Source organism: Microcoleus sp. (assembly GCF_049646505.1).
Classification (GTDB): Bacteria; Cyanobacteriota; Cyanobacteriia; order Cyanobacteriales; family Microcoleaceae; genus Microcoleus.
The window spans coordinates 1-7,846 of the sequence record NZ_JBARVX010000420.1 but is presented as its reverse complement, the minus strand read 5'-3'; the positions used below and the strand labels follow the sequence as shown (position 1 = coordinate 7,846).

Below are 7,846 nucleotides of genomic sequence, written 5' to 3'. Positions count from 1 at the left end.
CCCGATTTTGCATCCGCACACATTTTTTTAGCTGCGGCAATTTTTCTACCGGGGGTTCTTTGGATTGCTTGCAGTAAATTGCCGGTTGCTTCTGGAGAGTAGCTTTTTGCTAAGCGTTTGTAGTCTTCAATAAATTTCCCATCGTTTCCTGTAAGTTGAATTGATTCTTCAGGCGAGCACAACTGATTTAAGTTAATCACTTCTCCCGCTGAGTTAACCAAAAAACATCCTTCGTGTTCTTGGGCGATCGCGCTTTTGTCGCTGGGTAGAAATTGGATAATAACGGCGCACATCACAGCAGTTAAGCGCCAGTAATTTAGCATAGCATTCACCTTATTTAGTTGGGATTTTAAACAGCCCGGACTCATATTCCTGACTCCGAACCTAAATTCGGTTTGTAGTCAGGACGACCGTCCGCAAAACCGCGCGGACTCGCATTCGGAACTACAAACTGAATTGTCGATATCAAACAAGCATTTCGTTATTTAGGGAACTTTTCATTAACAGCAAACATCCCCCTTCACTGAGCGGCGAATGTATGGAACCGGGAACCGAACGAATATAATCGCCTTGATGGCAAACTTCTCCTTCTACAATTAAATCTCCTTCTAATACAAAGACTTCTTCCGATGCCGCGTGTCGGTGCAGGGGAAAACTTGCCCCCGGTTCCAGTCGCATCAAGCAGGTTATTTCGCGCTTTTTCTTGTCAAAAGAAAGCTTGCCGATCCAAACTCCGGGAGCTCCATAAGGTTTCCATCTGATATCGCCCGATCGCACAATTAAAGAGCGAGTCTTATTCTCAGTTTTCTCGGTAACAATTGGCGGTAAATTGACTGATTCTGCCGGAGTAGGCGGCAGTTCTGCTATACGCTGCAACAGGCGGTTTTTCAGGTCTGGGGCGACGGGAACGAGAGGGGCTGTGTAGGCGATCGCAGCAATTGCTGATTCCCAGGCCGCCCGTTCGCTTTCCAGTGCTGGCGATTTCTGCAATTTCTCTGCAAGTGCGCGACTTTCTGAGTCGTCGAGCGTATCGAGAACTTGAAAAACTGCAAGCATATTAAACTCCTCATCCGGCATCATTTCCATTTTAGATTTTAGATTTTAGATTTGCGATTTTAGAGTGGTTTTTCCGCACTAAATATCAAAAATTGGAGATGCCATAATTTTCGATTGATGTTAAACAATTTAACTTTTGTTTTTTTGACAACCTAAATTTCTTCACTCAAAGCTTGACGCAATTTAGAAAGACCCAAACGAATTCTGGTTTTAATTGTACCTGTCGGAATACCAATTTTAGTCGCGATTGCCGCACAAGTCAGCCCTTGGTAGTAGGCGAGTTCGATCGCAATTCGCTGTTCTGCCGGCAGTTTTTCTAGCGCCGCTTTGACTCGTTCCCTGCGTTCTTCGATTATTGCATCTTCCATCGGTTCTGGAAGGCTCGAAGAAGGAATTTTCGCATCTTCCAGACAAGCTTCGGCCGCCCGGACTGTTCGCTGCAAAACTCTGAGCCTATCGAGGGAACGACTGCGGGTAAGCATGAACAACCACGTATCCGCTCGACTGCGAGAAGGATCGTAAGTTGCTGCTTTTTGCCAAATTTGGGAAAAAACATCCACTACCACTTCTTCCGCTTCTTCTACCGAACCCAGGATTTTGTAAGCGAGAGCATAACTTTGGCGACCGTAGCGATCGTAAAGTTGAGCTAGTGCCATTTGGTCTTTCCGGGCAATCTGCACTAAAAGCAGCAATTCATCGCTGGACTTCTGGCCTGTCATCTCAGTGTACCTAAAAAATTTTGTTTTGAGTGCACAGATCCAAAACTAAATATTTGGCGTATATAACTATAGAACATAATTGTAAGTCAATTGGGGATGCGATCGTAAGTATGCCTTGACGGGCAGCTCTTGTCATGCTTTAAATTGTCAGGTTCCCGATTTATCTTGCACTTTTGTCACCTCTTCTGTTAACTTTTTAAACCTAGCAACACGTTCTATGCAAAATGAAGAAATAGCTTTATCTGAACTGTCGAAAACTCGCCATACTTATAATTTGCGATCGCGCCGCGCTGCACTTGCAGGTGGTGCTATTGCCGGGTTAGCTGGTGCTTTGGGCATTTCGCTGCTTGGGGAAAAGGCGATCGCCGCCACTCCCAATGACAACAAAAATGATGCTGCTATTCTCAACAACGCACTTTTTTACGAACATCAGGCAATTTGGGCCTACACTTTTGCAGCAGGGAAACTCACAAATACTGATGTTGGCAAAGCAGTCTTAGCCCTAGCACTCCGCAATCAAAACGACCACAAAGAGCACCGAGATATTCTCGCTTCTGCGGTGAAAAATTTGGGGGGAACTCCCGTGACAGCCGAGTCGAGTTACGACCTTTCATCATACATCAATAAGAAGGAGGGAAATATAGATTCTGATGTAAATATTGCTAAATTAGCTCTGGCTTTAGAGACCGATGCTGCGATCGCCTACACTATGGAAGCTGCCAAGTTGAAGACTCCGGGTTTGATTACCGCAGGAGCTAGCATCGGCATGGCAGAAGCCGCCCACGCGGCAGCTATTCGCGCTACTTTCAAGGCTTTGGGCATGGATCTTGAAATTGTACCTGCTGCTTTTGTTAGTAACAACAACCGCAACAGTTGGGTGCTGACGGTCTAGTTTTTAATATTTAATATTTCTGCACAGATCCAAAATTGCCAAACCTTCGTATACTAATTCGTGTACTGATAGGAGGGTACTCGGCAACAGCGCCAAAGCCCCACAGGTTGAAAGGTTGAAACCTTTTGCAAAAAAAATACAACCCGCAAACGCGGGTTATTTGTCATTGATTTGTCCAAAAATTTCATTGAAATAAAGGTGCTAACTGTGAAGCTCACAAAAAAAATTCGCAAAACCATACTAGCTATTGAAGTAGCTCTAATTGTTGTATTAACTCCAGGGATAATTGCCGCTTCCGACCACGACGACGGCGAAGTAGATATCAAAGGTCGAACTGTTAATTTAACAGATTTGTACGTATATCGCGAAAAAGACCAAAACTCCAGTGCTGCGGACGGAGATTTAATATTGACAATGAATTCAAATCCCCGCTCCGTAGCGCGCTATCAATATTATTTCAGCACTACAGCCCTATACCAATTTCACATCACGCAGGTAGGTGATGTAAATTCTACACCGACTGGACGCGCCGATACTATCTTGCGGTTTGCCTTCAGTCCGCCTAACAATAAAGGTATGCAAGCGGTAGCTATAACTGTAATTCGGGGCGGCTCGGAAACAACTACTAAGACTACAGTTAATGGCGGGCTAATTGCCACAACTCCGCTGAATTCTAATGCAGTTTTGAATACAGTACCTGTGAACGGTTCTAACTTAACTGTATTTGCAGGTTTGCGGGAAGATCCGTTTTTCTTTGATGTAGAACAATTTTTCCGAGTCCGCGCTGGGGCTTTGGGCACGGGGGCGAAAGTAGGTTTCAAGCCACCCAATCAAGCGATCGACTTTACAAAAGGTTACAACGTCAATACAATTACCGTCCGCGTTCCGAAAGCATTTTTGCAAGCAGGAACTGGGGCGAATACTTTTGATGTTTGGTCAACAATTTCGATCCGGGATGGAGTTGGCGGTTTCAAACAATTCGAGCGTTTGGCGAGACCTGCAATTAATGAGGGTTTGATAGTTACTCCCGAGTTTCTGGAGGCATTCAACAATATTCCTCCGAGATTGGATTTGAGCGCGGCTGCTGCTCCGGTGCGGCAGGAAGCTGTTGCTACTCTGAATGCTGTCGATCTTTTGGACGGTAGCGATAATGTCGATCCAAATGCGATCGCCGGAGCTTTCTTACCCGATGTCATGCGGATCGATACCACAAAACCCAGCGGCTACGGTAGTGCGACAAATGCTCAAGGAAGTTTGATCGGAGGTCGTATGCTGATGGACGATGTTATTGATATCACTCTGGGAGCTTTGGTGGGTTCTCCGGTTGGCGATAATGTTTCATATAACGGAACTCCCGGAAACGCGGCTCAGGGACACAAGCCGTTAGAACCTAATTTTCCTTATTTGGCTTTGCCGAATTAGTTATTGGTTATTGGTTATTGGTTATTAGTTATTAGTTATTAGTAATTGGTGATTAGTAATTGGTGATTGGTGATTGGTGATTGGTGATTGGTGATTGCTCGTTACCAGGCTCTGCCTGGTAATGCAGATCCGGAGTCTCTGCCTCCTTTGAGGAAATCAACTTATACCAATTTCATAAAGTAGCGCTAGGTATTACCCCCCCCACCCCCCCTTATTAAGGGGGGGCTAAGAATTCATCTATAGCATATCTTTAGAAAAATGGTATTACAGGAGAGAAGACTGTAGGAGGTGTTTAAGTTATTAAGTTTTCGATTATAAAATGCTTTTTTAACAGAGATGAACGCTGATTAACGGGGATGTATGAAAACTAAAACAGGACAAGTAATAAAATCTGATATTGTTTCGTGGTGGTTATTGATAGCAGTTCCTGTTGTGGGTATTGCTGTTATTAACATTCCCCCAAATCTGCATTTTATTTCTGATTTATTTGCCGAGAAAACTCCGGCTAATCTTGATGCAAATTACCGCTACCATTTTTTTGAATCTCTGAGAAATAATCCCAGTTCAAAGGAAGCGATTAAGCAGGAAATTGCTTTTTATCAGCAGCGATTGGCTGTGGATTCCCGCAGCGGTTTGAATCGGGCTGCGTTGGCGGGAGTTTATCTGAAAATGGCTCGCGCAACTGGGGAGGGTGGTTGGTTTTTGTTGGCGGAACAGGCGGCCGAAAGGTCGATCGCCGATTTGCCTTTTGACAACAAAGGTGCGCTGTTGGTTTTAGCTCGAATTGCTGAAGCGAGACACGATTTTGCTACTGCTTTGCGCTTGGCTAAAGAGGTGGGTTTTAAGAATGAAGATGCGATCGCCCTTTCGGTTACATCTAACTTGGCGATGGGAAAAATTAGTGAGGCAAACACAGCCGCAGAAACCTTAGTTAATCGGATTCCTAACTTGGGCTCTCTGACATTAAGAGCGTTAGTGAGAGAGGCGCAGGGCCGAGATGCTGAGGTTTTGCAGGATTACCGGCAAGCAATGGCGGCGGAGGAACCGGGAGAGATTGCGGGATCGGCGCGGGCCCGATCGCTCTTGGGTCGATTTTACGCCCGTCGGGGGCAGTTTGTGCAGGCGAAAGCGCTATTTTTGGAATCGCTGCGGTTGGTGCCTCGAAACCCGCTAGCGCTGATTTATTTGGCGGATTTGGAAACCAACCAGGGCAATTATCGGGAAGCGGAGGCTAGTTACAGTAAGGTTTCTGCCTATGCTGGCGGTGCTGCGACGGTGTACGATCGCCTTGTGGATCGCGGTATGGCGAGGGTGAAGGAGTTGCAGGGAGATGCGAGCTCCTCCAAGCGACTGCGCGACAAAGCAGAAGCGGGGCTGCGACAGGAACAGCTAGGGGGAACTCGCAGTTTCGGGCACCGCAGGGATTTGGCGAGTTTGCTGTTGGAAAAAGGTCGATCGCAGGATGCCGCCGAAGCTCTGCTGTTAATGCAGGACGAGGTGAAAATCCGCAGGGATGCTGTGACGTTGGATATTTACGCCAAGGCGCTTTCTAGCGCTGGGGAATGGCAAAAGGCCGATCGGGTGATGGCCGAAATAATGCGATCGGGCATTCGAGATGCGGGTATGTTTTACCGGGCTGGTGCGATCGCCCGCACATTAGGAAAAGATGCTGAATCTCGCGCTTATTTTCAAAAGTCCAAAGAAATTGACCCGAGTTTTGACGATCGAGCTCGCCAAGCATTGGGTTTGGGAAGTTATGAATTTTGAGATTATACCAAATCCGGCTTAAATACTCCCTCGATCTCTTAGTCTGCGGAGGCAGACTACCCTTCGGGAAGGCTAACGCCTACGTTTATGTACGCGCGGTTTCAACCGCCGACTGATTGAGTAACAAACCTAAAAAATAAGGTATTTATGCACTACAAGCTGAACCGAATCCCCAAATTATTTACCCTATTTTTGCTGACAATTTTATTGTTATTAACCACCTCAACCAAACCAGTTTACTCGCACTGGTCAGACTTATCCGTAGCAGAAATAATCGTCAACGATTTCCAAACCGAAGTAACATTAACCTTCCCAACAGGCTTAACCAACTTCGCCGACGACAATCGAGACAGCCAGCTACAAGCAGCCGAAGTTCGCAGCCACAAAACACAGCTAGAAAAGTTTTTCGGCCAAGAAATTCGCATCACCAACAGCAGCAACATTCCCGGAACCGTAACAGTAACACCGCTAGACATAGCAGCTAAAATAGCCAGCTCTATCCAGCAGCCCAATACCCACAGCACCTTAATTTTAGACTACACCTGGCCCGCTTCTAATGTAATTTCAAAACACGAGAAATTGCAGATTAACTACAATTTATTTTTACCCGGAGTAGCTACAGCTAGCTGTCAAGCTACAATTGTGGAAGCCGGTGCTGTAAAAAGCTTTGTATTTACACCGCAAAACCGAGATTTTTTGTTAACAGGAAATGAATCTATCTGGGATACAGGTTGGAGTTTGCTGCTAGCAGTAGCCGGAGCATTTGTCTGGGGATGCGTGCACGCCATGTCGCCCGGACATGGAAAAACCATAGTCGGCGCTTATTTGGTAGGTTCGCGGGCTACTCCCCTGCACGCTTTATTCTTAGCAGCAACAACCACAATAACTCACACTGCGGGCGTGTTTGCTGTCGGCGGAATTACCCTTTTTGCTTCCAACTTAATCGAGCCAGAAAAATTAGATCCTTGGCTGAGTTTAATCTCAGGCTTATTAGTAGCAGTCATCGGGTTTAAGTTACTTTTAGAAAGAATTAAAACCCGGTTCGTAGTGAGGACTTCACTCCTCAAAAAACCAACAAAAAAAATCCCGAACATTATTAACTTAAAACTAATCTTAGAAAAAACCAGGTTAGTTAAGACTTCACTCCTCAAAAAACTAAGGACTAAAGCCCTTACTACTAATTTTGAGGAACCAGTGAATCTTTTAAATAGAGGAACTTGGGAAAGAGAATTTAAACCTGTTAAACCCGATATATCTCAGCACTACCACCACCACGGAGACGGCCGAATGCACTCGCATTTGCCGCCCGGTGCTGACGGTTCTCCCATTACTTGGAAAAGCTTATTAGTTTTGGGGATTTCTGGCGGTTTGTTGCCTTGTCCTTCCGCTTTGGTGATGCTGTTGAGCGCGTCGGCTTTGGGCAATGTTGGTTTGGGGATGACGCTTGTGGTAGCCTTTAGTTTGGGATTGGCTTTGGTGCTGAGCGCGATCGGATTAATCTTAGTTTACGCGAAACGTAATTTTGATAAACTGCCAAAACAGATGACTGCTGTTAAATTTTTACCTGCAATTAGCGCTATGTTTGTAATGTTTTTGGGGTTGGGAATTACCGGACAGGCGATGTTGAAAATATTGGCTGCGAATCAATGGGTAATTGGCAATGGATAATACAATTTTAGCTTCTGTAGCAATCCTTGCAGGAGTCGTAAGTTTTTTACCCCACCCCAACCCTCCCCTTGAATCAATGGAGGGAGCAAGAAATTCATAAATGATGCGAGGATTGCTATAAGGAACGAAAATTTAATAAATTAAACATCTGCCACACTTCTCTCTCTCCAGAAGCTCAGGGGTAAAGAGAGGCAGAGCCTCGCCTATCTGCATTACCAGGCAGAGCCTGGTAACGAGCCAACTGAGAAAGGCTATATTTCAATACGGTTCACTTAACATATTTATGCCCCGGAGATCCCCCTAAATCCCCCTTAAGAAGGGG

7 protein-coding genes are annotated in these 7,846 nt (G+C 45.6%); 4 read left to right on the top strand and 3 right to left on the bottom strand.

The features are described 5' to 3' along the window. From WBA89_RS20840 to WBA89_RS20830, 3 genes are all read right to left on the bottom strand, one after another. Window positions 1-368: hypothetical protein (locus tag WBA89_RS20840; RefSeq protein ID WP_424409138.1), on the bottom strand; the 368-nt coding region annotated here is incomplete at its 3' end. A 97-nt stretch (window positions 369-465) separates the two neighbouring features. After that, window positions 466-1,056, bottom strand: a complete 591-nt coding sequence (locus WBA89_RS20835; RefSeq protein WP_424409136.1) for a cupin domain-containing protein — start codon at window positions 1,054-1,056, stop codon at window positions 466-468. Window positions 1,057-1,208: 152 nt separating this feature from the next. Then, window positions 1,209-1,775, bottom strand: a complete 567-nt coding sequence (locus tag WBA89_RS20830; RefSeq protein ID WP_424409135.1) for a sigma-70 family RNA polymerase sigma factor — start codon at window positions 1,773-1,775, stop codon at window positions 1,209-1,211. A 217-nt stretch (window positions 1,776-1,992) separates the two neighbouring features. Between WBA89_RS20830 and WBA89_RS20825 the strand changes: the two genes are divergently transcribed. The 4 genes from WBA89_RS20825 (at window position 1,993) to WBA89_RS20810 (ending at window position 7,524) form a co-directional block, all read left to right on the top strand. Continuing rightward, complete coding sequence (locus WBA89_RS20825; RefSeq protein ID WP_424409133.1) at window positions 1,993-2,667, top strand: DUF4439 domain-containing protein; 675 nt, start codon at window positions 1,993-1,995, stop codon at window positions 2,665-2,667. Window positions 2,668-2,874: 207 nt separating this feature from the next. After that, window positions 2,875-4,089: a DUF4331 domain-containing protein gene (locus WBA89_RS20820; protein ID WP_424409131.1), complete on the top strand. Its 1,215-nt coding sequence runs from the start codon at window positions 2,875-2,877 to the stop codon at window positions 4,087-4,089. Between the two features lie 360 nt (window positions 4,090-4,449). Further along, window positions 4,450-5,856, top strand: coding sequence for a hypothetical protein (locus WBA89_RS20815; RefSeq protein ID WP_424409130.1), 1,407 nt, complete (start codon window positions 4,450-4,452; stop codon window positions 5,854-5,856). A 147-nt stretch (window positions 5,857-6,003) separates the two neighbouring features. Beyond that, window positions 6,004-7,524, top strand: a complete 1,521-nt coding sequence (locus tag WBA89_RS20810) for a nickel/cobalt transporter (RefSeq protein WP_424409128.1) — start codon at window positions 6,004-6,006, stop codon at window positions 7,522-7,524. The last annotated feature ends 322 nt before the right edge of the window (window positions 7,525-7,846 follow it).